Below are 26,549 nucleotides of genomic sequence, written 5' to 3'. Positions count from 1 at the left end.
CTCAGGTGCACGAGCCGTAGGTACGGGGGGAACCCCGGCTCCGTGCGACGGCCGATGACCAGTCGGCTCACTCATTACTGCGCCGGGGCGGCCGAAAACGTCACACCCTCGGCGAGGAGATTTTCGCGGGGTACAAAACCGCAGGTCGCAGGGGTGCGAGAGAGCGTGTGGACCGACCGCGGTCCGCGGCGCCGGCGTCGCCGTCCTGCCGCTCGGCGAGCTTCCCGGCCCGCTGCCCGGCCTGGTCCCCGGCATTGCGCCCGGCCTTCTTCCGGTCCTTCTCGCGGGCCTTCTTCCGGTCTTCGTCCTGCTTGCGGTCGTGCTTGCCGGACCTGTCGCCGTGGTCGCGCCGGTCCCTGTCCTCGTCGTGCCGCTCTTCCGCGCGGCCGCCGGACCCGGACAGGACGCCCTCGCAGTACTTCCAGACCCGTGAGCCGCCCGCCGCGTCGCGCAGGGCGCGCCTGCGGTCGGCGTCCAGCCGCTTGCCGTCGCGGAGGTCGCGGCAGGCGGAAGCGACCTCCCTGCGACCGTCACCACGGCTGTCACCGCGGCCGTCTTCCCGCTCGCCCCGGTCGCCGGAGCCGGGCTTGCGGGACGGGTCGTCGCCTGCCACGTCCCGTCCGGAATCGCCGCCGCTCGGCGTGCCTTCGGGCGTGGACCCGCCCTGCACGGCGTCGCTCGGCGAGGGCGGCACCAGCGGGCGCTCGGGCGGAGTGACAGCGGCCGAGACCGAGGAACCGGGCTGGGGCTCGTCGTCGCCGAACGGTGCGTTCAGGCCTCCGGTTCCGGCCACGAGGGCGGCACCACCGGCCACGCCGACAGCCAGCACGGCGGCCAGCGCGAGGCGCGCGGGACGGGCCCGGCGAGGCCGCCGGACACCGCCGGAGCCGCTGCCGCGCCGCGTTCCGATCCGGACCAGCCCGGCGTCGGCGACCTCCGCACCGGCCCGTCCGCCGTAGGCCGCGGGCGCGGCCGAGTTGTCGGCGCGTTCCGCGCGTGCCTTGCGGAAGGCGGCCATCGCCGCGGCCTCACCGGGGAGTTCCTCGCTGGTCGGCGGGGGTGCGGCGGCGAGCGCGCGGAGCGCTGCGGCGAGCCGTTCGGCCTCGCCCCGGGCGGCGCCGTCGACAGCTTCCGGTGGCTCTCCGCTCAGCAAACGCTCCGCCGTTTCGCGGTCCAGCCACCCGTGCTGCTCGTCGGCCATCACACATCCTTCTGCGTCCGTGCGACGCTCTGCGTCACACGTGCGGACGCCATGGCACCACCGCGCGGTTCTCGCTGGGGCGGCAGCGCGTCGAGTACCCCGGCCGATTCCGGATCGGCCTCCGGATCGTCGCCGAGCAGTTCGGCGAGCCGCTTCAGGCCCCGGTGGGCCGCCGTACGGACGGCGCCCGGACGCTTGCCCAGGGTCTCGGCGGCGGTCTTCGCGTCGAGCCCCACCACCACACGCAGCACGACCGCCTCGGCCTGGTCCTGCGGGAGCCGGGAAATCAGGGAGAACGTGCCGTCGGTGGCGAGCGCCTCGATGGCCTCGTCGGCGGTGTCGGACTCGGCGGCCCGGCCGGTCAGTTCCGTCTCGTCGCCGCCGATCGCGGGCCGGCGCCCGCGCATGCGTATGTGGTCCAGCGCGCGATTGCGGGCGATGCGGGCGGCCCAGCCGCGGAAGCGGTCCGCGTCCCCGGTGAACCGCTCGATGTCCCGGGCGATCTGCAACCAGGCCTCGGACGTGACGTCCTCGGCGTCGGGGTCGCCTACCAGCGTCCGTACGTACCCGAGCAACCGCGGGTGCACGGCCCGGTACACAGTCCGGAACGCGGTCTCGTCTCCGTCCTGTGCCGCGCGCACCGCGGCGGTCAGCTCCGCGTCGTCCCCCAGCACCGCACCCCTTATGCGCCCGAACCGGCGCCGCTTACGCGGACCGGGTTCTCGCCGTCGTGGTTCCTCAATTGATGGTTGCGGTGTGATCACCGCAAGTGGTTGCGGTGTGATCACCGCAAGTGGTTGCGGTGTGATCACCGCAGGTGGTTGCGGTGGTCTTGGTGCCTCCGCGTTGGCGCGAAAGGCACGTTACGACCTGAAACCACTCCCCGTCCATGTCCGTCCATGATGCAACTAAGCCGTGACACGCTGGGGTGTGACAGAAAACGCACCCCGGGCGCTGTAGGTAGTACGGGCCGCCGCGCGGCCCGTGCCGCGCGACGGCCGGGGCCTCTCCTGTGGGGGGTGGCGGCCCCGGCCGTTGCCATGGCGGACCCGATCGGCGACCTGGTGACGCAGTCGGGCATCCGAGCGATACGGCCTGGCACCCTGATGGTACGGCCGGGCGTGGACACACGGCTCTCCGGCCCCTGTTGCCGAATCCCGCTACGGGCGGCGGTCGTTGGGCTGGGCGGGCTGGCCCTTCGCCCCGGACGAGGCGCCGTCGGCGGCGCGGTCCCCGCCGCTGCGCGCGGCCCCCGATCCGTTCTCCGCGTTGCCCGCACCGCTGTCCGCGTTGCCCGCGCCGCTGTCCGCGTTGTCCGAGCCGTTGCCGGCGCCGACGGAATCGGGGGCGCCCGCGCTCTTCTCCGGCCGGGCGGTGCTGCCGGGCTTCGCCCCGGCCGGGGCCAGTTGCTCCGCGCAGAACGCCGTGACGTTCCTCTCACCGCCCGCGACCTGGACGAGGTGCTTCCAAGCCGTCGCGTCCATGGCCTTGCCCCGGCCGTCGACCTGCTCGTAGGCGCGGCAGTGGGCCTCGGTGTCCCGGGAGGGGGCGGGGCGGTCCGGGCGCGCGGACGCGGAGCCGGACGGGGTGCCGGTGGGCTCGCCCGCCGAGGCACCGGGGGCGCTGGTGGAGGTGGCGGGACGACCGCGGTCGTCGGCGCCGTCCGTGGATCCCACCGAGCCGATCGCCGCGACCGCCACTCCACCCAGCGTGAGACTGGCGAGCAGCACGGAGAGCGTGGCCTTCAGCGAGCGGCCCGGATGCCACCGCTCCCGGGGCCGCCAGTCGTCGCGGCGGCGGGGGCGGGCCACATGCGCGCCGGCGTCCCGGGCGGCCACGAACGCGGCCACCGCCCGATGCTCCGCCTCGGCGTCGATCCGGTCCCGGACCAGGGCGGCCACGAGCAGCGCCTCCAGCTCGGCTTCGTCGAAGACGGGCCGGGCGCCGAGGCCCGGGCCGCCCGGGCCGGGCGTCCCGCGGTGGCCGGGCAGCGGGCCGTCCGCGTCCTGCCGCGCCCGGTGGTCGTGGGCGGAGCCCTCAGGGTGTACACGCCGACGGCCCGGAACCCCGCCGTCGCTCTGCTGTTCACCCATGTCCTGTTCCGTCCCTGCTCGATCCACGCGTCCTTCGGTGCCCGCCGGGTCCATGCGACCCGGCCGGTCCGGCCGACCGTCCCGGCGTTCCGGGTCCGATCCATACGTTGTGCTCGTCCGCCCTGTTCAGGGCACCGGACCCGGCGACTCCGCCCGGCCCGCCGGCATCGTTCATTTCGACTCCCCCAGCGTCCGGGGAGCCTCATCCGTCACACCTTCGGCGCCCAGCCGGGTGGCCAGGCGCTTCAATCCCCGGTACGCGGCCGTCCGTACGGCACCCGGCCGCTTGCCGAGGACCCGGGCGGCGGCCGGCCCGTCCAGCCCCACCACGACACGCAGCAGCACGGCCTCGGCCTGGTCCTGCGGCAGGCCCCCGACCAGCCGCAGCGCCTGCTCGGTGGACATGGCCTCCAGCGCCTGGTCGTGGGTGCTGTGCGGCCCGGGCAGTTCCAGGACGTCCTGCTCCAGCGCGGACGACCTCGGCCGTACGCGCCGGCGGCGCAGATGGTCCAGCGCCCGGTGCCGGGCGATGGTCGCCGTCCAGCCGCGAAAGCCGGCCCCGTCGCCCTTGAACCGCCCCAGGTCGCGGGCGATCTCCAGCCAGGCGTCGGAGGCCACGTCCTCCGCGTCGTCCCCGACCAGTCCACGCAGATAGCCGAGCAGTCCGGGCTGCACGATCCGGTAGGCGACCGCGAAGGCCGCCTCGTCACCGTCCTGGGCCCGCTCGACGGCCTCGCCCAGTTCCCCGTCGCGTCCCTGCGTGCGCCGGGGTTCCTCTCGCTGGCCCAAGAACCGTCCTCGTCCGTACTGGGTTGCCCTCCACGATCTTCAGCGCCGCGCCCCGCAGAAATGTCACAGCAAGCGGAAGGCCTCCGCCCGGTACGGGCCGCGACATCAGCACACCCGGTGACGTTTGGCCATGGATGTGCGCTGGGTGAGTGGCACCCCTGTGACAGCGGGTGCGAATGTGACCAGTTCCAGGGGTGGGGTAGTGAGTCGTCGCAGCACGCGCGGGTACAAGCCGCTCAGTCTGAAGAGACGGGCGTGGCTGACCATCGGCGCCGTCGTCCTGAGCGGAGCAGGGGTCGTCACCTACGCGGTGGCCGACCCGCCCGGCGGTTCCGACGGCGCGTCCCAGAGCCGCAAGCCGGCCGTCCACACCGTGCGGCTCCAGGACAAGGGCTCCGGGCGCAAGGGCCTGGACAAGCAGGACACGGACCGGTTCAGCGCGGTACTGGTGACCTGGAACGACCCGGACGCCCGGGTCCGGGGCACGGCCGAGGTACGGACCCGGGATCTGGAGAGCCGGCGCTGGTCCGGCTGGCAGAAGCTGTCCGCCGACCCGGTCCAGGCCGACGGCGCGGAGGGTGAGCGGGCCGCGCTGCGCGGCGGTACCGAGTCCCTCTGGACCGGCGACGCGGACGGCGTCGAGGTGCGCGTCGTGAACGCGGACGGTACGGAGGCGGGCGGCCAGCCCGCCGGCATGGACGTGAAGCTCCTCGACCCGGGCACCGACCCGAAGGGCGCCATCCGGCCCGCGGCCTACGCCGAGGAGACCCCCGCCCCGACGACGACGGAGCCGACGGCCCCCGCCGAGACCCCCACGGCTCCCACCGAGGCCCCGACCGAGACGGCCACGCCGACCGGTACCCCCACCGACCCGGCGTCCCCGACGGCCTCCCCCTCCCCGACCCCCACGGTCCCCGCGCCCCGCCCCTCCACGGTCGTCAAGCCGCCGATCATCACGCAGGCCGAGTGGGGCGCCTCCACGGACTACGACGGCACACCGGCCTACGGCACCGAGATCAAGGCCGCCGTCGTCCACCACACCGGCATGGACAGCGACAACACCCTGTCCTGCGCGCAGTCCAGGGCCCGGATGCGCTCCATCCAGCAGGAGCACTTCGCCCGCGGCTACTACGACATCGGCTACAACTTCGTCGTCGACAAGTGCGGCCAGATCTTCGAGGGCCGCAGCGGCGGCATGGACTTGCCGGTCACCGGCGCCCACGACGTCGGTTTCAACACCGACACCGTCGGCATCTCCTACATCGGCAACTTCGAGAAGGCCCGGCCGAGCCGCGCCGCGCTCGACGCCATCTCCCGGCTCGTGGCCTGGAAGTTCGGCATGTACGGCATCGACCCGACCGGCAAGGTGACGCTCACCTCCGGCAGCCCGGCCGGCCAGGACGGCAACAAGGTCGACCAGGGCGTCTCGATCACCCTGCCCCGGGTCTTCGGCCACCGGGACACCAACGCCACCGCCTGCCCCGGCGCCAACCTCTACTCCCAGCTCTCCCGGATCGCCCAGGTCGCCAAGACCCCGGGCATCTCGCACGCCCTCGCCACCTCCGACTACAACCGGGACGGCGTCACCGACCTGGTCGCGGGCACACCCAAGGCACTGAGCGGCGGCGGCACCGTCACCGTCGTCCCGGGCGGCATCGACGGCCCGGTCACCGCCGCCGAGGTGACCCTCTCCCAGAGCAGCCCGGGCGTGCCCGGCTCCCACGAGTCCGGTGACGGCTTCGGCACGTCCGCCGCGTGGGGCGACGTCAACGGCGACGGCTACGCCGACCTCGCGATCGGCGCACCCGGCGAGGACGACACCAGCGGCCACGCCGACCGCGGCGCGGTCACGGTGATGTACGGGCCCGCCCTCGACACCGGCTTCTCGTACACCACGTCAGGAGTCACCTCGACGGGCGCCAGGCTCGGCTCCACGGTCGCCGTCGGTGACTTCAACGGTGATGGCAAGGCGGACGTCTTCTCCGCCGGCACCGGCAAGGGCGGCAACTGGAACGCCCGGCTGACCGGCGGCGCCACCACGTACGGCACCCTCACCACGGCCACGGGCGCCGTCGCCTACCTCGACGCCGCGACCGGCGACTTCAACCGGGACGGCTACGCGGACATCGCCCTGAACTACCGGGACACCGGCGGTATCGGCCGGGTCGTCCGCTTCACGGGCTCCGCGACCGGTCTGGCCAAGGTGGGCGTCATCTCCGTCAAGGGCGGCCGCTCCCTGGCCGCCGGTGACGTCAACGGCAACGGCTACGACGACATCGTCATCGGCCAGCCCGTCGCGTCCGAGTCCGGCGGCAAGTCCGGCGGCCAGATCACCATGGTCCCGGGCACGGCGACGGGCTTCACGACCACCGGCATGACCGTGATCCACCAGGACACGGCGTACGTGCCGGGCGGCGACGAGTCTGGTGACGCCCTCGGCACCTCCGTGTCGGTCGGCGACTACAACGCCGACGGTTACGCGGACGTGCTCGCGGGCGCCCCGGGCGAGGACCTGACCCGGGACGGCGTCAACCGCGCCGACGCGGGCGACGCGATCCTCGTCAAGGGCACCGCGTCCGGTCTGACCGGCTCCGGCTCGGTGGGGATCTCGCAGGACACCTCCGGCGTCCCGGGCTCCACGGAGAGCGGCGACCGCTTCGGCTCGTCGGTGTCGCTGACGGACCTGTCCGGCTACGGCCGGGCGGACCTCACGTTCGGCGCAGACGGTGAGGACGGGGGCGACGGCGTCCTACTGCACCTGCCGAGCAACAGCACCGGTCTCGGTTACGCCGACTCCGTCGTCTTCGGCAAGACCACGCTGGGCACCCCGACAGACGCCCGCCTGGGCCAGACGCTGACGCCGTGACGACTCGACCGGTCCTCGGCCGTTTGCCGGATTTCTCCGGCAGACCGAACGGACGGGCGGGCGAGGGGGAAAGGCTCCCTCATCGCCCGCCCAGAGGACCGGAATCGAGCCGCGAATGACACGCCTTCTGCTGCACACCGCCGTCGCCACCGCCCTGGCCGCCGGCACGCTCGGCCTGACCCAGCCCGCCCGGACCTCCTCCGACACCGCCTCCTCCGACGGTGTGCACACCGTCCGGGTGCCGGACGGCGACCCGAACGAGCGGTCCCTCGCCCCGCGCACCACCGAGCCGTTCAGCATGACCGGTATCACCTGGGACGACCCGGAAGCGGCCCTGGACGGCACCGCTCACGTGCGCACGCGCTCCCGGGAGAGCGGCGAGTGGAGCGCGTGGCGCGCGCTCGACACCGACGCCCGGACGCCCGAGACCGGCCCCGACCGCCACCGTGCCGGAGTCCGCGGCAGCACCCAGCCGCTGTGGACCGGGCCTTCGGACGGCATCCAGGTGCGGGTGTCGGGCGGGCGGCTGCCCGAGGGGCTGCGGGTCGAACTGGTCGACCCGGACGGCGGGTCGGACGCCGTGCACAGCACGGTCGTCGAACCGGACGTGGCCGGACCGGCGGCGGGCGCGCCCGCCGCCGGGCGTCCCGCCGTGACGTCACGCTCCGCCTGGGGCGCCGACGAGTCACTGGTGAAGGACCCGCCCACCTACACCACCAACACCCGGGCGCTGTTCGTCCACCACACGGCGGGCACCAACGACTACACGTGCGCCGAGTCCGCGTCGATCGTGCGCGGCGTGTTCCTCTACCACGTGCGCAGCAACGGCTGGAACGACATCGGCTACCACTTCCTCGTCGACAAGTGCGGCACGGTCTTCGAGGGCCGTGCGGGCGGCATCGACAAGCCCATCCTCGGCGCCCACACCTACGGCTTCAACACCGCCACCAGCAGCGTCTCGGTGCTCGGCGACTACGGCAGGACGACCGCGAACACCGCCGTGCGCGAGTCGGTCGCCAAGGTCGCGGCCTGGAAGCTCGGTCTGTACGGCATCGACCCGACCGGCACGGTGGTGCTGACCGCCGGTGCCGACAACGGCAAGTACAAGGCGGGCCAGAAGGTCACGCTGCACCGCATCTCCGGCCACCGCGACGGCTACCCGACCGAGTGCCCCGGCCAGCACCTCTACGACGACCTGCCCGGGATCCGCACCCTCGCCGGGAGCGCCGCCAAGTCCGACGAGCCGTCCCCCGGGGCGGCCGGTCCCGTCATCGAGGACGACGCCACGGTGGCGCTCGCGCGCTGACGCTACCGCCGGGGCGCGGCGGCCGTCGCGTCCCGGCACAGCAGCCGCAGCGAGCCGTGCCCTGCATAGCAGCGGCGGGCCTCGTCGATCGGGTCCCAGAGGCGTCCGTCGGGGGTGCGGATCCAGTGGTCGCCGCCCGTCGCCCACCACTCGGCGCCGGTCTGGCGCGCCATCACCTCACCGGCGTAGGCGCCGAATCCCCGCAGCACCTCCCGCACGGCGGCGTACGGGGCTCCTTCCCGCCGTATCCCCTCGATCATCCGGTCGATGCTCCACAGGCTCTGGGCCGAGTAGTCGAGGTGCAGCCGTGCCCCTTCGCGCATCGTCGCCACCGTGTCCGCCGCCCACCGCAGCGGCTTCGCCGCGGCCGAGGGCCTGGTTTCCGCTTGAGTCGTCACACCCCGGTAAGCGCTGCGGCGTGACACTTCGTCACACGGAATCGGCGACTTCCCGGAAGTCGCGCAGGACCGCCCCATCTCGGCCCTACGACGGTCACAGGACTCTTCCAGGAACGGGGGTTTAGGCCGGTCAAAGGCCCGGCGGCCCGGTCCTCAGCCCCGTTGCCGGCTCCGGCGCGAGACGACCGCGCGCAGCACCCGGCGCCCCTCGGTCGACACCTCCAGCGCCCGCCGCAGCCCGGCCGGCCCGTGGCCGGCCAGGACCTCAAGGACGGTGATCTGGCGGCGCAGTTCCGCGGCGACGAGCGGCGACATGCCGTCCGTACGGCCCTCGCGGCGCACGGCGACCGACGAGGCGTCGTCGGCGGCGGTGTCGAGGAGGCGGTGGATCTGGAGGGCGGCGACGGAGCAGGCGTCGGCCCACACCCGCACCTCGGCGGGGGACCGCTCGCAGGGAGCGGCCTCCAGCATCCGGTGGGCGAGCACGGCCGCCTCGTCCCCGGTGCCGGCGGCGTCCAGCTGCTTGCGCGCCTGCTCCAGCCCCTCACCCCAGTCGCCGGTACCGGCGCCGTCGCTGAGGCTCGCCCACAGCGGCCGCAGGGTCTCGTCGTCGCCGCCCAGCAGGGGCACGCACCGATCCAGACAAGCCAGCCCGCTCGCGGCCAGCCCGCGTTCGTCGGCCTGTGCGATCAACTCCACCAGGCTCATCCACGCCTCCCTCCGCGGGCCTTGCAGGGGCCCTACCAGGCCGCTTAGCCCTCACCCCTCACGGAACCCGCACTTCCCCTTACTGCGCGCAACGGCCCCGGAACGTCACAGGGGCACGACGCCCAGTCGGTCGAGGAAGCGGAAGAGGAGGTTTTCAGCCAGGGGATCGGGGTCTGAAGTGAGTACGTCCACAAGGGCGTCGGCGTTCACTTCGTGCCCGGCCTCGGCGGCCCAGCGGACGGCGTGCTCGGCGGCGTCGCGAGGTTCCAGGAAGTAGTCCTCCAGGGTGAGGCCGCCCTCCCGCCCGGCGGCCCCCAGATACCCGGCCATGGCGGCCCGGGCGAGGCAGGTCGTCCACGTCCCGCTCTCCGGCGCGGCGGCCTCCAGCACCACGCACTCGCTGTTCATCACGTACCCGAACAGCGCGGGCGCCCCGGTCTCCCGGGCGAGGGCGTTCATGTTCCCCACGTCGCCGTCGCTGCTCGGGTACTCCCAGACCTGCCACCCGCCCGGCGCGGAGGTGTGCCGCACCATCCCGTCCGCCGCCCCCGCCAGCGCCTCCAGCTCCGCCAGCGGCCGCTCCCCACGGCCCACGACGAAGTACCCCCAGTACCCCATGCTCCGGTTCCCCCCGGCGTATTCGATTCGGCTCGCGTTCAGAAGACCACCACACCCGTACGGCGGTTCGCAGCCGTACGGGCCCATTCGTGTGCGGTCAGCCGAGCCTGTCCGCAAGCGCCCGGAACTCCGCCCAGGACAGCTCGGGCCGGCCCGGGTCCCACAGCTTCTGGACGGTCGCCCGCAGCGGCATCCGGATCCCGGCCGCCACCTGGTCCTGTGTCTGCGCGTTCGGGATGTCGCCCCAGACGGCGAAGACCCCGCCGAGGATCTGTCCGTCGTAGCGCTCCGGCACCGCCTGCGTGTCGCGCAGCACCCGTGGCGTCCACTGCTCGTAGATCCGCTGCCCCGTCGGGTAGACGAAGGTCTGCGGCTCGCCCAGCACGTAGTACAGGAACTCGTCGTTGTAGTTGATCACCTTCCGGTCGGCACTCAGGTACACCGCCGGCGGCCGGGCCCCGATCTCCTTGCCGGTCCAGTAGCCGACCTGGATGTCCTTGTCGGCGTCGACGGAGGTGTCCCGGAAGAAGCCGTCGTTCCAGGCGCGCGGGACGCGCTGGTGCTTGCGGACCGTGGCCGCCCGGTCGTTGAGCCAGCCGGTGGTGAGGTCGGCGACCGTCGCGCCGGAGCCGTACTTCTCCCGGGCGGCGGCGGCCAGCTGCGGGAACGACGCCTCCGGGTCGGAGCGCACCAGTGCCTGGTACTCGTCGCCGCCGAGGTGCCACGGCCCGCCCGGGAACAGGTCCGCGTACTCGTTCAGCAGGTCGTCGACGATCTCGGCGCTCTCGCTCTTGGAGATGTCGATGGCCCCCTGCACCGCCGACCCCTGCGCGGTGCGCAGCTGCAGGTCGGGGTGGGCGTCGAGGACCGCGCCGAGGTGCCCGGGCGAGTCGATCTCGGGTACGACTGTGATGTGCCGGCTCTGCGCGAGGTCGATGATCTCGCGCACCTGCGCCTTGGACAGATGCTGCCGGGACACGACCTCCGGATGCGAGTCGGACTCGATCCGGAACCCCTGGTCGTCGGAGAAGTGCAGACCGAGTTGGTTGAACTTCAGATCGCCCAGTTCGCGGATCCGGTCCTCGATCCAGCCGGCCGTGTAGTTCTTGCGCGCGATGTCCAGCATGAGCCCGCGCTGCGGCTTGGCCGGCTCGTCCCGCACCACGCCCTCGGGCGCCGTGCCGCCGTCGTGCACCTCCTGCTTGAGGGTCCGGGTGCCGTAGAAGACGCCCGCGTCGGCGGGCCCGCCGATCTCCACCCGTCCGTCGCGCACGGTCATGACGTACGACTCCGGGTTCGCCCCCTTGTCCTCGTTCAGCGTCAGCCGCAGGTCCCCGGCGCGCCGGTCGTCCTTCTCACCCTCGTACTTCAGCCCGAGCTCACCGGCGATCAGCCGGCCCTCGTCGGCCAGCGCCGGGTCGTCCACGACGACGCGGTTCCCGCGCGCGGGGCGCCAGCCCGGGCCGCGCGCCGCGGTGTGCTCGCGCACGGCGGGGATCGTCCGCGGCGCCTTGGACAGGGCGTAGGAGCGGCTCGGACTCGGGGCGTCCTCCGGCGAGGTGCCCTGCGGGGCGGCCGCGGACCGGCCCTGGGAGGGTCTGCCCTCCGGCCCGGCGGCCCCGCCGTCGCCGCCCGAGGCCGCCCAGAGCCCCAGACTCACCCCGGCCGCGATCACGACCAGGACGACGGCCATGGCCACGACCAGCACCTGCCGCTGCTTGCCCTGCTTCGTCTGCTTCGCCGAACCTCGGCGCCTGTGCTGACTCACATCGCCAACCTAAGACCCCCTGCCACCTCATGCCCGTCCACCACGCGTTCGGAATCTCTCTCCCCTGGGTGAAATTCGGGCATCCGTCGGACACGTCATGGTCGTACTCGATAGCGTGAGGTCACATCTCTCACAACATGCCCTGCCGACACACGTGACGCCCACGAGGACCCACGCTGCCTGCGCACCGTCTCCCAGACCTCCCCGGCCGGCGCGCCATACCGGTGGAGCACTTCAACGCGGCCTCGGCCGAGGCCCTGGAGCAGATGCTCCTCTCCTGCCTGCGCAGCCCCCGCTGGTCCCGGCGTGTCGCGGAACACCGCCCCTATCCGGACCTGGCCTCCCTGCTCGCCGCGGCGGACGAGGCGGCCTACGACCTGACCTGGCCGGACCTGACGGAGGCCCTGGCAGCGGAGTCCCTGCCGCCCCTCCCGCCGGGCACGTACTCCGCCGCCCACACGGCCCTGAGCGCGGCCCACGCCGCCTACGAGGCCCGCTTCGGACATGTGTTCGTCATTTGCCTGGAGGGGGTCCCCCGGGGTGAATGCCTGGACCACATCCTCGAAGGAATCCGGTCACGATTGACCAACGATCCAGAGGAAGAACGCGTGGTGGTGGCGGAAGAACTACGGCACCTCGCAAGGGCGCGGTTGGTCAGCGCCCTCAGGGGCGCGGGGAACTGCGCGACAAGCCCCCACGGCGCCGCGCCCGGCAGATAACCGGACACCCCACCCCAGAAGCCGCAAGGCTAGCCCGTACGCATGCCAGTTTGATCACACAGACAGACCCCGGCTGAGCCCAGCGGCAGCGCCTCGCTACGATGCTGGGGGCCGGTGGACCGTACCCGGCCGGGCCCGACCGACACACCAAGCCGGCGCGGCCCCAATCCCCGCTCCCGGAGGAAACTTCCGTGCCGGCTGGAACGCTGTACCGCGGCCGGGAAGGAATGTGGTCCTGGGTGGCTCACCGAGTCACCGGCGTCCTCATCTTCTTCTTCCTGTTCGTTCACGTGCTGGACACCGCACTCGTCCGTGTGTCGCCCGAGGCCTACGACAACGTCGTGGCCACGTACAAGACGCCGATCGTCGCGCTGCTGGAGTACGGCCTCGTCGCCGCCATCCTCTTCCACGCGCTCAACGGCCTGCGCGTCATCGCCGTCGACTTCTGGATCAAGGGCGCCCGCTACCAGAAGCAGATGCTCTGGACCGTCGTCGCCCTGTGGGTCGTGCTGATGCTCGGGGCCATCTACCCCGTCCTCGGCCACGCCGCTCGTGAACTCTTCGGGAGCTGACGCCAATGTCCACGTCTGAGAAGACCGCCGCCGGCGTCGGCCCCGTCGAGGGTGGCGCCGTCTACACCGTCGACAACCCGGCGCCCTTCATCGAGGCCCCGCGCAAGCGCACCAAGAAGACCCCGAAGTCCACCCGCGGCAACTTCGAACTGGCCGCGTGGCTGTTCATGCGCCTGTCGGGCGTGGTGCTGGTCGTGCTGGTCCTCGGCCATCTGCTGATCCAGCTGGTGCTGGACGGCGGTGTCTCCAAGATCGGCTTCGCCTTCGTGGCGGGCCGCTGGGCGAGCCCCTTCTGGCAGGTCTGGGACCTGCTGATGCTGTGGCTCGCGATGCTGCACGGCGCCAACGGCCTGCGCACGGTCATCAACGACTACGCGGAGCGCGCGAACACCCGGCTGTGGCTCAAGGGCCTGCTCTACACCGCCACGGTGTTCACCATCCTGCTGGGCACGCTGGTGATCTTCACCTTCGACCCGAACATCCGCTAGGCACGGGGCTGCGAGAATCATGAAGATCCACAAGTACGACACCGTCATCGTCGGCGCCGGTGGCGCCGGTATGCGCGCCGCCATCGAGTCGACGAAGCGCAGCCGCACCGCCGTGCTCACCAAGCTCTACCCCACCCGCTCCCACACGGGCGCCGCGCAGGGCGGCATGGCCGCCGCGCTGGCCAACGTGGAGGAGGACAACTGGGAGTGGCACACCTTCGACACGGTCAAGGGCGGTGACTACCTGGTCGACCAGGACGCCGCCGAGATCCTGGCGAAGGAGGCCATCGACTCCGTCCTCGACCTGGAGAAGATGGGCCTGCCGTTCAACCGCACGCCGAACGGCACCATCGACCAGCGCCGCTTCGGCGGTCACAGCCGCAACCACGGCGAGGCCCCGGTCCGCCGCTCCTGCTACGCGGCCGACCGCACCGGCCACATGATCCTCCAGACGCTGTACCAGAACTGCGTCAAGGAGGGCGTGGAGTTCTTCAACGAGTTCTACGTCCTGGACCAGCTGATCACCGAAGTCGACGGCGTCAAGCGCTCGGCCGGTGTGGTGGCGTACGAGCTGGCCACCGGTGAGATCCACGTCTTCCAGGCGAAGGCCGTGATCTACGCCTCCGGCGGCTGCGGCAAGTTCTTCAAGGTGACGTCGAACGCGCACACGCTGACGGGTGACGGCCAGGCGGCGGTCTACCGCCGGGGCATCCCGCTGGAGGACATGGAGTTCTTCCAGTTCCACCCGACCGGCATCTGGCGCATGGGCATCCTGCTGACGGAGGGCGCCCGTGGTGAGGGCGGCATCCTCCGCAACAAGGACGGCGAGCGCTTCATGGAGAAGTACGCGCCGGTCATGAAGGACCTCGCTTCGCGTGACGTCGTCTCGCGCTCCATCTACACGGAGATCCGCGAGGGCCGCGGCTGCGGCCCCGAGGGCGACCACGTCTACCTGGACCTCACCCACCTCCCGCCGGAGCAGCTGGACGCCAAGCTGCCCGACATCACCGAGTTCGCCCGTACGTACCTCGGCATCGAGCCGTACACGGACCCGATCCCGATCCAGCCCACGGCCCACTACGCGATGGGCGGCATCCCGACGAACGTCGAGGGTGAGGTCCTGGCGGACAACACCACGGTCGTCCCGGGCCTGTACGCGGCCGGCGAGGTCGCCTGCGTGTCGGTGCACGGCGCGAACCGTCTCGGCACGAACTCGCTGCTGGACATCAACGTCTTCGGCAAGCGGGCCGGCATCGCCGCGGCCGAGTACTCCCGGACGGCGGACTTCGTCGAGCTGCCGGAGAACCCGGCCGAGTTCGTGCTCAAGCAGGTGGAGATGCTGCGCGACTCCACCGGCACCGAGCGCGTGACGACGCTGCGCCGTGAGCTGCAGGAGACCATGGACGCCAACGTCATGGTGTTCCGCACCGAGCAGACGATCAAGACGGCGGTCGAGAAGATCGCGGAGCTGCGCGAGCGCTACAAGAACGTCTCGATCCAGGACAAGGGCAAGCGGTTCAACACGGACCTGCTGGAGGCCATCGAGCTGGGCAACCTGCTCGACCTCGCCGAGGTCATGGCGGTCTCCGCGCTCGCCCGCAAGGAGTCCCGCGGCGGTCACTACCGCGAGGACTACCCGAACCGCGACGACGTCAACTTCATGCGGCACACCATGGCGTACCGCGAGGTCGGCGCCGACGGCTCCGAAACCGTCCGTCTCGACTACAAGCCGGTCGTCCAGACCCGCTACCAGCCGATGGAGCGTAAGTACTGATGGCTACCCCCGTTCTGGACAAGTCGGACGCGGCCGGAAAGCCCGAGCCCGGCTTCGCCGACTCCCCCTACATCACGGTCACCTTCCGCATCCGCCGGTTCAACCCGGAGGTCGCGGCGGAGGCCAGCTGGGAAGACTTCCAGCTGGAGATCGACCCGAAGGAGCGCGTCCTCGACGCCCTCCACAAGATCAAGTGGGACCTCGACGGCACGCTGACGTTCCGCCGCTCCTGCGCACACGGCATCTGCGGCTCGGACGCGATGCGGATCAACGGCAAGAACCGCCTTGCCTGCAAGACGCTGATCAAGGACATCAACCCCGAGAAGCCGATCACGGTCGAGGCCATCAAGGGCCTGACGGTCCTGAAGGACCTGGTCGTGGACATGGAGCCGTTCTTCCAGGCGTACCGGGACGTCATGCCCTTCCTCATCACGAAGGACACGAACGAGCCCACGCGTGAGCGTCTGCAGTCGGCCGAGGACCGCGAGCGCTTCGACGACACGACGAAGTGCATCCTCTGCGCGGCCTGCACCACGTCGTGCCCGGTCTTCTGGAACGACGGCCAGTACTTCGGCCCGGCCGCCATCGTCAACGCGCACCGCTTCATCTTCGACTCGCGTGACGAGGCGGGCGAACAGCGCCTGGAGATCCTCAACGACCGCGACGGCGTCTGGCGCTGCCGCACGACCTTCAACTGCACGGACGCCTGCCCGCGCGGCATCGAGGTCACGAAGGCGATCGCCGAGGTGAAGAGGGCGCTGATCACGCGCCGCTACTGAGGTCGACCGTTTGCTCATGAGGGCCCTGTTTCCGCTGGAAACGGGGCCCTCTGGCATATGCCACACCATCGGGTGAACATGGCTGCGAAGGACCCACGGGTGTCGTCCGGCCTACGATGATGGTCTCGACACCAGCCCCCAGGAGGCACCTGATGTCCGCAGCTTCCGTCGAGCAGCCCTTCCACGAGGAAGAGCCGGTCACCCTGACGACCATCGCCGACGAGATCATGGAGCGCCATCCGGGCTACCGCGTCGAGATCATCGGAGGCCATCTCCTCGTGACCCCGTCCCCGGATGCTCCCCATGCCCGTGCCCTCACCGGCCTCATGATCCCGTTCATCGCCGCGGGCCTGCACGGCGGCGAGACCGAGGTCCTCCAGAACGTCGGGCTCTGGCTGCCCACCGGCGCCGAGGACTACGCCATCCCCGACCTCGTGGTGGTGGACGCCGACATCGACGACCACTTCGTCGAGAACAACGCGTACGACCCGGCCTGCTTCCGTCTCGTCCTGGAGGTCACGTCCGGGAACTGGAAGGACGACCTCAAGACCAAGGTCGCCGCCTACGCCGAGGCCAAGGTGCCCGTCTACGTCATCGTCGACCGTAAGCACCAGCGCCTTCACGTCCTCACCGACCCCGCCGGGAACGGGTACGAGAACCACCGTCCTCACGCCCCCGGCGAGATCGTCGCCCTTCCCGACTCCATCGGTGCCAAGGTCACGTTGGACGTTGCGGAGATCCTGAAAGCAGGTCAGGCGAAAAAGGTCGGCTGACCCGATCCGGCCAGAAACGGAACGTGACCGGCCACTTGGGGCACGGCATCTGTCACGGCTGTGACTCCGGTGGCCAGACTGCCCGCATGGCATACCTCAGACGGGCCACCGCCGCGCTGCTGGCCACGGCCTCCGCGCTGCTCTCGGCATCCCCCACGGCCTCGGCGACACCCTCCCCGATCCTCGCGCGGGAGAGCTTCGATCGCCTCCCTCTCGGCCCGGTCACGCAAGGCCGCGACTGGACCTCGGACGCTTCCGACGGCACGCTGACCGTCACCCCCGCCTCCGCCGGTCACGGCCGTGAACTCCGCGTCCGTACCGAGGGCAACGGCCGCGCATTCCTGGTGTTCGGGCACCTCGCCCCGCCCGGCAACAGCTTCTGGGCCCGGATGCGGCTGAGGGTGGACGCGTTCCCGACCGCCCCCGACTGGGCGCACTGGACCCTGGCGGAGGCGTCCGGCCCGGACTCCCCGACCCTGGTCCGCCCGCTCGGCGGCCAGTACGTGCCCACGGAGAAGCGCAACTTCTACGGCGTCGGCTCCGACCTCGGACCCACCGGCGACTGGACCGCGTGGAAGACCTCCGCGCCGGCGACGGCCGGGAAGTGGCAGTGCGTCGAGTTCCACCTGGACGCCACCGACAACCGCGTCACGGCACCGACCGACACGGCGGTACGGCGGACCCTGGCCCAGTCCCGGACGCAGAACGCAAGGTGGCCGGGGTGAGGTGGAAGGACGGCGGTCTCGTCTTCACCACGCCAATCGGCGGGCCGATCGCCCCGGCCAATCATGACCCGGCGCTTCGGCCGACTGCTCGACCGGGCCAGGCCCAGCCGCATCCGCTTCCATGACCTACGCAACTCGACGGCCACCCTGCTATTGCAGCCAGGCATCGACCTCGTCGTCAAAGAACTCCTCGGCCACACCCACATCGGCGTCACCGCCGACGTCTACGCCCACGTCCGACTCTGCCTCCAATGGCAGGCCATCGACATCCTCAACGACGCATTCGGCTGGGCCGACGACCACCCTGACGACCCGCCTGACGCAACCGTCGTCCACTGACGTTGCCGTCAACGTACTCTTGACCCCACGTAAGAACCTGCCAGCGTGGCCACGAGCACTTCTCTATGTCGTCGAATCCTGACGCGATTGCCGCCACTCCGAGATAGCCCTTAGAGTCGGCCCCTCAACAGTCTTCGCACCACAGGCATAAGCCAGCCAGCGGAACTCTTCACACGGGAATACCGGTTCCCCAGAGGAATCGACCCATAGCAGCACCGAGTCACTGGAAATTTGGGTCGCATCCCACCATGCCCAACCTCTCAGGTGCGGATCGAAGCAATAGAGCCAGTCCTGGAGCTCCCACGGTTCTTCGCCTTCACGGGAAACGTACTGCCGAATCCCCAAGGAGGCCGGTACATCTCGACCGTTCACAACGGAGCCGCGAGTCACTTCTGCGAACCAATCGGGAATGAGGTTCTCCGGAAGAGACTCCGCAACGGAATCAATCTCATTCGCCGCACTAATTGCTGCGGACAAGACGGCGCGAACCCTGGCAACATAGCTGGTCGCACCCACGCAGGTGATGACCGAGAACGCGGCTAGCACTGGGGGATCTTCGGTTCCACAAGGAGGGGGAGAATCGACTCGCTCTAGTTCGCCAACGAACCTACGGGTACTCATCGAACCACCCGACCGGAACCGGGAACGATTGCCCCCATGAGATCATCGAACATGTTAGACGGGATTCCATAGAGGCCTGGCGAAACTTTGGGGTCTGCAATATCTGGTCGTGTCCTACTTAGCCGATTCCACTCCCTCGTACTGCCTGCGAACCCACGCGGCTTCCTTTGCGGAAGGGCCAATTCACGCACCCGGCTGACGAATGCACTATCAACATCAAATCCCAATACCTGACCGTCTGCACCACGGAACTCCAGTGAATGCGAAGCATCGCCACTCATATTCAAGTAAAGGCGCCCCTCTCCACTCAATGAGACATTACCGCTCGCATCGATTGCCAGACGCTGACTGTCGGGATGGGAACTCTGCGTCCGGTAAACCGTGCAGCTGGAATTGTGAACGAGTACCGGCGTGGCCCCTGCGAGCACATAGTACGTATGCAGGTCATCGACCGTCAGGTTGTACGTCCGTGCGTGCTTCGTGAAGGGCCGGTTGCCCGTGACGATGACGGTGTCGCCGTCGTCGGCGCGCAGGGTCATGCCTGGCTTGAGGTCGCCCGCCTCGATCCAGTCCTGCTGGGACGGGGACCAGAAGGGGTGCTCGTGAGTGGCCGTGAGTTTCTCGACACCGTCCTCGGTGGCGATGGACAGTTCGTTGAAGTGCTTGTCGGCTTCCGTCCGGATGAGCCGGGTCACCTTCCGAGGGCCGGTCTCGCCGGTCTCGGGATCGGTGGCCTGGACCCTGTCGCCGACTTCGACGTCTTCGATGTCCTTGGTGGTGCCGTCCGCCATGAGGACGTCGGTGCCGGCCAGGAAGCATTTACAGCCACTGGCCGCCCCCTTACCGGCCCTGCCGCCTCCGGGGATGAAGGCGTACGGGAGGGTTTCCCACCGCTTTCCCCGGTCATAGGATTCGGCGTCGTCCAGGCATCTGTCGAAGTTCTGAAGGCAGTAGTTGGCGGCTATGCGCTTCGCCTCTGCGACATCGTCGCTCTTCAACAGGAATTTGTACGCCAGGCGGCAGCCTTCCCGCCCGAAGCACGCATTGCTCGTGCCGCTTTCTTCAATGACGGGCGTGTACCAGTAATTACCGTCCGGGAAGCGTCCGTTCGGGCCGTACTCGTAGAAGTAGTCCAGCAGCCGCTGCGTGTTGTTCGTGACCGGAGTCTGTTTTTCCACCCAACCGGATTTGGGCTTACAGCTGTAGTAACAGCCACCCGGGCCGGTGCCGCCCCGGGGCACACCGGGACCCTTCGGGTTCTGCGGGCCCGTCGGACCGCCATCGCGGCGCGGCTCGCTGTGGCCCGTTCCGTCATCGATCCACAAGCCCGTGGGGTCGGAATGCGAGACCGGGCTGTTGTTGGCGTAGGCGTACCCGTTCATCTGGAGCGGGTCCGCGATGTCGATGATCGGGTCTGCGGAGAGGAAGCGGCCCGACGTGTGGTCGTATTCGCGGGCGCCGATGTGGGTCAGGCCCGTGGCCGTGTCGTCGATGCCGACGCCCAAGTAGCCGCGTTTGTTGGGCCAGGTGGCCGGCTTCGTGCCGCGGGACTCGCCGTACGGCTTGAACGCACGACGGGTGACCGGCTGACCGGTCGCGAGTTCGACCGAGGTGTTCGCCGTTCCGAGGTGATCGCTGATCAGGGTGGTGATCTTGTGGCCGGTGGACGAGCCGTTGGCCGCCGTGCGGACCACCGTGGGGGCACCCGGATGGCCGTAGGAGCGGGACGCGCGGGTGGTCGCGCCTGACGCGTCCGTCGTCAGTTCCGTCTCGCCCAGGTACAGCGTCGACCCCGAAGCCGAGTTCTCCAGCAGGCGGTTGCCCTCGGCGTCGTAGACGTACGTCGTCTTTTTGCCGTCGTCCGTGATCGAGTCGAGCTTGTTCTCCGGTGTCCAGGCCAGGTCCTGAGTGGTGCCGGGGAGGTCCCGGACCGTGGTGTTGCCCGTGGCGTCGTAGGTGTAGCCGCTGTCCTTGCCCGATGGCGTGGAGCTGATCCACGTCATGGTGTGGGGTTGGGACTGGTACGTCGTTGTGCCGGTGCCTGCGACCGTCTTGCCGTAGCCGTACGAGTAGGTGACGTCCTTCGTCGCGTTCGCCGGGTCGTGCTCCGTGAGCGTGGCGCGGTTTCCGAGCCAGTCGAACGTGAACGACTGGTGGTAGGCCGTCGTGCCCGTGGCCAGCGTGCTGGTGTCCGGGGCCGCTGCCGCGAGCGAGGAGGCGAGGGAGTCGTCCGGGGTCGTCGCGTCCGCTGCCGCGTCCGGGGCGTCGGCGACCGGGCCGGACGAGAACGCGTACGTGGTGCGGGGGCCCCAGGTCGTGCCGTTCGCCGCCTTGCAGCCCGTGGCCCCACCGGTCGGCTCGATCTTCGACGTCCAGGCGTGGGCCAGTTCCCCCATCACGTCGTACGTGAAGCACTGGGTGTCCCAGGTGCTGCCCGTCGCCTCGCTGAGCTTGCGGGCGTTGGAGGTGATGGTGCCCGTCGCGTCGTAGGAGTAGTAGCCGTCCGTGATGCGGTGCGGACCCGCCGTCTCCCGGTCCGCCACCGTGCGCTGGAGCCGGCCGGTGTGCGGATCCACGAAGTTGGTCGTCCAGACGCGGTGCGGCTGGGAGCCGGAGACCGTGCGCAGCACCTCGCCGTAGGGCGAGTAGGTGGCGTCGGCCGTGTACCAGGTCCGGCCGGAGGTCGACTCGGGCAGGCCGTCCCCGTTGTAGCGCGTGACGACCTTCTCCTTCGCCAGGCCGCCGGCGGCCGGCAGGGTGACCGACTGGGGCTTGCCCGTCGGTGTGTGGGTGTAGGAGTAGGCGTAGGTTCCGGCCAGACCGGTCGTCATGGAGTTGGCCGGGACGACCGTCTCGCGGCCGGTGACGCGGTACTCGGGGTCGTAACCGGTGACGCGGTTGATGTAGTCGCCCTTGTCGGTGTGCCTCTTCGACGACGCCGGTTGACCGATGCCTCCGGGCGCCTCGTCGTAGGTGTACTCCTTGACGGGAGTGGCGCTTGCGGACCCCTGCCGGACGTACCTGGGCCGTCCGAGGACGTCGTACTCGGTGAAGGTCTCCTGGCCGCGCGCGCTGCGGACGCGGTTCGGGCGGTCGGCCGAGTCGTACCACGTGTCCGTGGTTCCGGTGTCGGGATCGGTGGCGGAGGTGACGCGTCCGCGGGCGTCGTAGGTGTACGACCAGACATTGCCCGCCGGGTCGGTGACCTTGTGGCGGTTGCCCCGGGCGTCGTATTCGTACGTGGTGGTGCGTCCCGCGGTCGCGGAGGAGGCGTCCTGGGTGAAGTGCCGGACGGACGTGGTCCGGCCGAGGGCGTCGAAGTACGTGCGTGTCCTCGGGGCCGTGGAGCCCGGCGGGTTAATCGTCTTGCTGACCGCGTCGTACCAGGTGAACGTCGCGTACTTGTATCCGCCGCCGTGGTAGACGGAAGCGCGAGCCTCGCGTTCGAGGCCGTCGTAGCGGTACTGGGTCCAGGACGGGATCAGCGAGGTGGACCTGGGCCTGAAGAGTTCCGTGTCCGGTTCGCCCTTGGCGAGGTAGGCGCCGGTTTTCTCGGCGACCAGGCCGTGGTCGTTGTACTTGGTGTCCACGATGATCCGGCCGGGGCCGTGGGCCTCGACCTGCTTCTGGACCTCGCGCGACAAGCCGTCGTAGAGGGTCACGTCGCGGGTGTAGGAGCCGTCGTCCCTGAGGGTGCTGACCGACACCGCGGCGGGCTTGTTCGCGCTGGTGGTGGCGGTGGCCGGCTGGTAACCGACGATGACGCTCGGCGACTTGCCACCCGAGGAACGCGACGCGGACCAGCCCTTCACCAGGCGCCCGAGGTCGTCGTACTCCGTGCGTGTCACGCGGCCGTTGGCGTCGGTGACCGTGAGCGGCAGGCCCCGGCCCGGGTCGTAGGTCGTGGTGACCGTGTGGCCCTTGGCGTTGATCGTCTTGGTCGAGGTGACCGGGCCACCGGTCTCGGGCGTGTATCGCGTCTCCGAGGTGCCGGCACCCGGCTTGGCGACGGTGCGGACGCGGCCGAGTGCGTCGTACGTGGTCTCGGTGACCACGGAGTACGAGGTGCCCGTGCCGTCCGTCTCGGCAACCGATGTGACCATGCCCTTCGTCGGCGTCGCACCGTGGGTCAGCTTGTCGTAGGTGAACCGCTTCGCCGATGTGAGCTTGGTCGCGGGATCAGCGGTGGCGTATCCGGCGCATGACGTGCCCGTGGTGCGCTGTTCCTTGGGCAGGCCGATGAGCCAAGCGGTGGTGTTGTGCAGGTAGGACGTCTTGGTGCAGGTCTGGTCCGAGAGTGTCTCGGAGGAGCCGCTCGGCTTGACCACGGCCGTCTCCACCTGGACCGGGAGACCGTAGGTGTCGTCGGGAGTCGTGAGAGTACGGACGGCCCGCCAGCTCGAGCCGACCTTCTGGATCTCGTCCGTCCGTTCGATACCCGTGCGGTGGGCGAGCAGTGGGTCGGCGGCTGTCGCATCCTCGTTCTCACGGGAGCGGGACGCCGTCTGCTTCGACCAGGGGCGGTTCAGGGTGCGGTTGAGCACCTCGCCGCCCGAGTCCACGTAGGTGATGGTTTCGGCGGTCATGCCCGCGTACTGCGGCTCGTCGTCCGCCAGCAGGGTGTAGGCGCCGCCGGAGTCCTTGACCTCGCCGCCGGTGCCCAGGAAGTAGCGCGTCACCGACTGGGACTGGGACTGGGGCACACCGGGTTCGGAGCTGGTCTTGCTGCCCTTCTTGACCTTGACCTGGCGGTGCCCCCGCCAGTCGCTGTACGTCCGCAGCGCGGCGCAAGGGCATCGCCGCTTCCAGCGGCGGGGTCGCTCTCGGCTCGCTGGCGACCGCGGCGAACTCGTCAGGCGGAGAGGACAACGAGTACGGTGCCTCGGGCTGGGACAGCGGCAGCAGGCCTCATCTGATGGGCACGCCGAGTGCCGACGGGGACGCCGTACCCGATGTCTGGGCCGTCCTCGCCGAAGGGTCCGTGCGCTTTCACCCGGGCGGCAAGACCGTTCTGAGCGGCTCGGGTACCGAGATCATCGGGCGGGCGGACTACTGGAAGACCCGTATCACCATCGGGTGATGTCTCTGGGGCGTGTGGCCGGGGTCCTTCGAAAGGCGGGCCCCGGCTCCGCTCACAGCTGGCTCAGGATCGTCGGGTCCGTGATCTTCGTGTCGTTCGCCAGCATCATCGCCTTGCTCAGGATCACCGCCAGCATGCGGTCGCCCTCGTAGGGGAGGTAGCCCGTGTGCGGGGCCGACGGGTCGGACTTCGGGACGATGCAGAGGTACTGGTCGTTCGGGGATCTGAGGATGTTGCCCGAGCCGAGGTGGATCTTGTATGTGTGGCGCTCGCCCTTCACGTGGAGGAAGCGGCCCTCCAGGGCGCAGCGGTCGGCTATCGCCAGGCGCGGGACCAGGCGTTCGAGCAGGAGCCTGCGGGTCTCGGCGCTCTGGTTCAGCTCGCCGAAGCCGTACGACGTCCAGTACTCCTGGAAGCGGCCGCCGGGGCCGCCGTCCTGCCAGGTGGGGTCGTTGCCGATGCTGGAGACGCCGACGAACAGGTCGACGTCCCGCAGGACTTCGGAGAGGACCAGGGGCGGGATGTCGTCCAGGGGGAGGGGGGCGACGGGGTCCTGGCCGGGGGCGAGCCACATGGCGTACTCGCCGCCGGAGCAGTGGGCCGAGTTCTCCGGGGCGTCGATCGGGTAGAAGCGGACCTGGTCGGTGCGCAGGCGCAGGTAGCTGCCGGAGTCGGTGGTGTCGACGCCGTACTCCTCGCCGTCGCCCTCGATCCAGTACTCGGCGCGCAGGCCCCACTGGGGCAGCTCGCGGGTGGCGGGAGGGGCCGAGTCGTCGACGCACAGACGGAGCTTGTTGCGCCAGCCGCGGAGCGCGGCCAGGGAGTGGAACTGGTGCTGGCGCAGGACGTGGGCCGCGAAGCGGTTGGAGTAGGTGCGGGTCGCGCGCTCGGCGTCCGTGAGCAGGTAGACCTCGCGGTGGGCCTGCTTGAAGGGCTGGGTGATGCCATGCCGTTCCAGCCAGTCGCGCCAGGCCACGACCTCGGCGGGCTCGTGGCCGATCGGGTGCCAGAGTTCGACCCGCGTGCCCTGCGTGAGCGGTTCGTCGGTCAGGGTCCGTAGTTCCCCGTCCGTATATCCGGCCGTTCTCCCGTCGATCGTCCACAGCAGGCGGCGGGCGAGCGTGCCGACCAGGGGGTGGTCGAGGTAGCGCTCGCGCCAGACGGCGTACGGCCAGCTGCGGCGGGCCAGGAACTGGCGGTCCAGGCGCTCGCTCTGGGCCGAGAGCATCTTGTCGATGTCCTTGACCGCGGTCTTCAGGTCCTTCAGTTCGTCCGGGTGGTCGCGCTTCACCGCGGCAGGGACGCTCTTGACCGGTTTGCCGGCCGCGTTGCGCCAGCCCAGCACGGCCCGGGTGCCCTGGATCTCCAGCAGGGCTGTCGCCTCGCCCATGTGGTGCGTCGCCCGGCCGGCCTCCGTCAGGCCGTACGCCGGGACCGCCAGTTCCTCGATCTCCTCGCGGCTGAGACCGAGCGCGGTGGCCCGGGCCTCCAGGGCCGTGTCGAGGAGCTTGGCGGTGTTCTTGTAGGTCACCCGCGTGGCCAGCCGGGCGAGTTCGGCGAGGGCGGCCTCGGAGTCGACGCGGGCGAGCGCGACGACGCCCGCGTTCGCGACCTTGGGGTTGCGGGGGCCGATGCCCGCGACCTTCTTGAGCGAGGTCTCGACCAGGGCGCCGAGGGCCCGCGCCGTGCCGGGGTCGGGCGGCAGGAGGGAGAGGAGCCAGGCCAGCCCGCGCAGGGCTGTGGCGTTGTACGGGTCGTAGGCGTTGTTGATGTCCGGCTCCCACGCGCGGCGCTCCAGCGGGAGGGTGCGGGGGCGGCCGACGAGGGCGAGCCAGGAGAGGAGCGTCTCGCGGACCGCGTCCGGCCCCAGCGTGTCCAGCAGGGCACGCGCCCCCTTGTCCCACTTGGCCGTGGGCTTGGAGGAGGTGGCTGTCAGCACGTGCCTGAGGAGTGCCTGCCAGTCGGGGGTCGTGGCGTCGCGCATGGCCTGTTCGGACCAGGCCTCACCGACGTTGAGGACAGGGTCGGTGAGCTGCCGGGCCAGGCTCGTGAGGTCGTCCGCGCGGTAGGCGTCCAGGACGGCGCGGCGGACGACGGCCACCACGGGTGCCGGGAGCGGGCGGCCCGCGGCGAGTTCGGCGCGGGCCAGGACGTCGAAGCGGGCCGCGTGCCAGAAGGTCTGACGCCGGGCCAGGTCGGCCAGGGCCCGGTGGCGTTCGGCGGCCAGCGGGTCGTCGTCGAGGCCCTCGGAGACCAGGCCGCACAGGGCGAGGTGGCGGCAGCGGTCCTCCGTGTCGTCACCGGCCTGTCCGAAGCGGTCGGCCAGGGCGTGCAGCAACTCGCGGCGGCGGTCGGCCGGCAGGTCGCGGAGCAGGTCCAGCACCGGCTCCCAACTGCCGCCCCAGGTGCCGCGGCTGGAGTCCAGGACCCGCAGCGCCTCGTCGGCGACCCGGCCCATGTCGCCGTCGGCGATCCTGGTGCGCAGCCGGTCCAGGTGGGACCGGGGCGTACGGAAGGCACTCATCAGCCACCGACCAGGGGAACGAGCTTCAGGAACGTGACCTCGGTGCCGAGCGTCAGCTCGATCTCCTCCTCCAGGTCGGTGACCTGACGGTCCCCCACCAGCACCAGGAAGCCGTTCCCCGCGAACGCCCGCAAGGCCAGGGCCGTCTGCGCCTCCGGGTCGATCCGGCGGGGCGTGCGCAACGCGTATCCGTTCAGCACGCGCTCGGTGTCCGCGGGCTGCACGAGGCCCTGGAACACCTCCGGCGTCCGGGCGTTGAACTCGGCGACCTCCTGGAACACCCGGCGCCGGATCAACTCCCCTGCGGTCAGCCGCTCCTCGGCGATCTCCAGCCCCCAGGCCGCCCGCCGCTCCCCCGCTGTCGTCTCGTCGACGAACGTCACGATTGCCATGCCGACGACAGTACGA

At 70.5% G+C, this 26,549-nt stretch carries 19 protein-coding genes and 3 pseudogenes; 11 read left to right on the top strand and 11 right to left on the bottom strand.

Annotated features, from left to right (window positions below):
- Positions 1-100: 100 nt before the first annotated feature.
- From AC07F0_RS11025 to AC07F0_RS11010, 4 genes are all read right to left on the bottom strand, one after another.
- Positions 101-1,201: a hypothetical protein gene (locus AC07F0_RS11025; protein WP_478976999.1), complete on the bottom strand. Its 1,101-nt coding sequence runs from the start codon at positions 1,199-1,201 to the stop codon at positions 101-103.
- A complete protein-coding gene (locus AC07F0_RS11020; RefSeq protein ID WP_436729261.1) occupies positions 1,201-1,875 on the bottom strand; it encodes an RNA polymerase sigma factor in 675 nt (224 codons plus the stop codon). The genes AC07F0_RS11025 and AC07F0_RS11020 overlap by 1 nt, the downstream gene beginning before the upstream one ends.
- Before the next feature lie 486 nt (positions 1,876-2,361).
- Positions 2,362-3,294: a hypothetical protein gene (locus AC07F0_RS11015; protein WP_478976996.1), complete on the bottom strand. Its 933-nt coding sequence runs from the start codon at positions 3,292-3,294 to the stop codon at positions 2,362-2,364.
- 171 nt (positions 3,295-3,465) lie between these two features.
- Positions 3,466-4,083 (bottom strand): RNA polymerase sigma factor, encoded by a 618-nt coding sequence (locus tag AC07F0_RS11010; protein WP_478976994.1) that lies wholly within the window; start codon positions 4,081-4,083, stop codon positions 3,466-3,468.
- A 202-nt stretch (positions 4,084-4,285) separates the two neighbouring features.
- On the opposite strand from AC07F0_RS11010, the gene AC07F0_RS11005 reads away from it, so the two are divergent.
- Together AC07F0_RS11005 and AC07F0_RS11000 are read left to right on the top strand one after the other, a co-directional pair.
- Complete coding sequence (locus tag AC07F0_RS11005) at positions 4,286-6,949, top strand: N-acetylmuramoyl-L-alanine amidase (RefSeq protein WP_478976992.1); 2,664 nt, start codon at positions 4,286-4,288, stop codon at positions 6,947-6,949.
- A 115-nt stretch (positions 6,950-7,064) separates the two neighbouring features.
- The gene (locus tag AC07F0_RS11000; protein ID WP_478976989.1) at positions 7,065-8,255 is read left to right on the top strand and encodes an N-acetylmuramoyl-L-alanine amidase; all 1,191 of its coding nucleotides are present in this window, start codon (positions 7,065-7,067) and stop codon (positions 8,253-8,255) included.
- A 2-nt stretch (positions 8,256-8,257) separates the two neighbouring features.
- Here AC07F0_RS11000 and AC07F0_RS10995 read toward each other — a convergent pair whose 3' ends face one another.
- The 4 genes from AC07F0_RS10995 to AC07F0_RS10980 all read right to left on the bottom strand — a co-directional run bounded on the left by AC07F0_RS10995 (position 8,258) and on the right by AC07F0_RS10980 (position 11,672).
- On the bottom strand, positions 8,258-8,653 hold the full coding sequence (locus AC07F0_RS10995; protein ID WP_391083899.1) for a hypothetical protein: 396 nt from the start codon (positions 8,651-8,653) through the stop codon (positions 8,258-8,260).
- Positions 8,654-8,806: 153 nt separating this feature from the next.
- The gene (locus tag AC07F0_RS10990) at positions 8,807-9,361 is read right to left on the bottom strand and encodes a hypothetical protein (RefSeq protein ID WP_478976987.1); all 555 of its coding nucleotides are present in this window, start codon (positions 9,359-9,361) and stop codon (positions 8,807-8,809) included.
- 105 nt (positions 9,362-9,466) lie between these two features.
- Positions 9,467-9,979, bottom strand: coding sequence for a hypothetical protein (locus tag AC07F0_RS10985; protein ID WP_478976984.1), 513 nt, complete (start codon positions 9,977-9,979; stop codon positions 9,467-9,469).
- Positions 9,980-10,076: 97 nt separating this feature from the next.
- A complete protein-coding gene (locus AC07F0_RS10980) occupies positions 10,077-11,672 on the bottom strand; it encodes a beta-N-acetylhexosaminidase (RefSeq protein ID WP_478977267.1) in 1,596 nt (531 codons plus the stop codon).
- A gap of 299 nt (positions 11,673-11,971) precedes the next feature.
- Here AC07F0_RS10980 and AC07F0_RS10975 point away from each other — a divergent pair, with 299 nt between their 5' ends.
- The 8 genes and pseudogenes from AC07F0_RS10975 to AC07F0_RS10940 all read left to right on the top strand — a co-directional run.
- Entirely contained in the window at positions 11,972-12,466 is a 495-nt protein-coding gene (locus AC07F0_RS10975; protein WP_478976981.1) for a 2-oxo-4-hydroxy-4-carboxy-5-ureidoimidazoline decarboxylase, read from the top strand.
- 191 nt (positions 12,467-12,657) lie between these two features.
- Positions 12,658-13,038, top strand: a complete 381-nt coding sequence (sdhC, locus tag AC07F0_RS10970) for a succinate dehydrogenase, cytochrome b556 subunit (RefSeq protein WP_010047075.1) — start codon at positions 12,658-12,660, stop codon at positions 13,036-13,038.
- A gap of 5 nt (positions 13,039-13,043) precedes the next feature.
- Positions 13,044-13,526: a succinate dehydrogenase hydrophobic membrane anchor subunit gene (locus AC07F0_RS10965; RefSeq protein WP_020273764.1), complete on the top strand. Its 483-nt coding sequence runs from the start codon at positions 13,044-13,046 to the stop codon at positions 13,524-13,526.
- Positions 13,527-13,545: 19 nt separating this feature from the next.
- Positions 13,546-15,300, top strand: a complete 1,755-nt coding sequence (gene sdhA / locus AC07F0_RS10960; RefSeq protein ID WP_436729919.1) for a succinate dehydrogenase flavoprotein subunit — start codon at positions 13,546-13,548, stop codon at positions 15,298-15,300.
- Entirely contained in the window at positions 15,300-16,079 is a 780-nt protein-coding gene (locus tag AC07F0_RS10955; protein ID WP_010047069.1) for a succinate dehydrogenase iron-sulfur subunit, read from the top strand. The genes sdhA and AC07F0_RS10955 overlap by 1 nt, the downstream gene beginning before the upstream one ends.
- A 152-nt stretch (positions 16,080-16,231) precedes the next feature.
- Positions 16,232-16,852: a Uma2 family endonuclease gene (locus AC07F0_RS10950; RefSeq protein ID WP_478976978.1), complete on the top strand. Its 621-nt coding sequence runs from the start codon at positions 16,232-16,234 to the stop codon at positions 16,850-16,852.
- 86 nt (positions 16,853-16,938) lie between these two features.
- A pseudogene (locus AC07F0_RS10945) lies at positions 16,939-17,517 on the top strand (hypothetical protein); the annotation flags it as partial.
- 38 nt (positions 17,518-17,555) lie between these two features.
- Positions 17,556-17,916, top strand: a pseudogene (locus AC07F0_RS10940) (tyrosine-type recombinase/integrase); the annotation flags it as partial.
- Between the two features lie 1,004 nt (positions 17,917-18,920).
- On the opposite strand, the pseudogene AC07F0_RS10935 reads toward AC07F0_RS10940, so the two are convergent.
- A pseudogene (locus AC07F0_RS10935) lies at positions 18,921-23,321 on the bottom strand (polymorphic toxin-type HINT domain-containing protein); the annotation flags it as partial.
- A gap of 131 nt (positions 23,322-23,452) precedes the next feature.
- Here AC07F0_RS10935 and AC07F0_RS10930 point away from each other — a divergent pair.
- The gene (locus AC07F0_RS10930) at positions 23,453-23,617 is read left to right on the top strand and encodes a hypothetical protein (protein WP_478976975.1); all 165 of its coding nucleotides are present in this window, start codon (positions 23,453-23,455) and stop codon (positions 23,615-23,617) included.
- A gap of 52 nt (positions 23,618-23,669) precedes the next feature.
- Here AC07F0_RS10930 and AC07F0_RS10925 read toward each other — a convergent pair whose 3' ends face one another.
- Together AC07F0_RS10925 and AC07F0_RS10920 are read right to left on the bottom strand one after the other, a co-directional pair.
- The gene (locus tag AC07F0_RS10925) at positions 23,670-26,141 is read right to left on the bottom strand and encodes a DUF4132 domain-containing protein (protein WP_478976972.1); all 2,472 of its coding nucleotides are present in this window, start codon (positions 26,139-26,141) and stop codon (positions 23,670-23,672) included.
- A complete protein-coding gene (locus AC07F0_RS10920; protein ID WP_478976969.1) occupies positions 26,141-26,533 on the bottom strand; it encodes a hypothetical protein in 393 nt (130 codons plus the stop codon). Before AC07F0_RS10920 ends, AC07F0_RS10925 begins: the two co-directional genes overlap by 1 nt.
- Positions 26,534-26,549 lie beyond the last annotated feature (16 nt).

The sequence above is a fragment of the Streptomyces sp. NPDC045955 genome (genome assembly GCF_056430805.1).
This window is presented reverse-complemented; position numbering and strand designations above follow the sequence as displayed.